This is a genomic window from Paraburkholderia ginsengiterrae (genome assembly GCF_001645125.1).
Lineage (GTDB): Bacteria > Pseudomonadota > Gammaproteobacteria > Burkholderiales > Burkholderiaceae > Paraburkholderia > Paraburkholderia ginsengiterrae.
Map to the genome: position 1 here is coordinate 1 of NZ_LXKA01000066.1, position 546 is coordinate 546.

Consider the following 546-nt stretch of genomic DNA (forward strand, 5'->3'; position numbering starts at 1 on the left):
CGGCAGCACCACGCGGCCAAACGTCAGCCAGCGCGACGCGCCGAGGCACCCGGCGGCTTCCTCCTGTTCGCGCCCGAACTCTTCGAGCTCCCGCTGCCCCGTACGCCCCACGACCGGCAAGCCGATCCACGACAGCGCCACCAGCACGCCTGCCCGTCTGAATGCGACCGCCACGCCGCGCGCATCGTGGCACACCCCCAACGACCCGTTGCCCGCCTATCCAGCGCCCACCGAAAGTCCCCCGACCCTACAGGCCCGCCCCAAAGACACACGTCGCCCCCCCCCGCCCCGCGTCTGCGCCCCACGCATCCTCGGCGTCGTTTGCGGCCCTCGCCGCGTCGGACCCCTTCCATTTTGCGCATGCCCGGACCTCCCGGCGCTCTGCCTCGCCGCTCCCGCTCCCCGTCGGCCTTCCCGGCCCGGTGCCTCCCGCGCCGTCGCCCGCGCTTCTCCCCGCCGCCCTCGTCCGCGCCCTCGGCCCACCTTTCCCCCCCCACCCGGGCGCGCATCCCCGACTCCTCCCCGCTTCTCGCCCTCTGCTCGCCA

At 75.1% G+C, this 546-nt stretch carries 1 pseudogene; it reads right to left on the bottom strand.

The features are described 5' to 3' along the window. Positions 1-216 (bottom strand): annotated as a pseudogene (locus A6V37_RS42040) (sulfate ABC transporter permease subunit CysT); the annotation flags it as partial. Between the last annotated feature and the right edge of the window lie 330 nt (positions 217-546).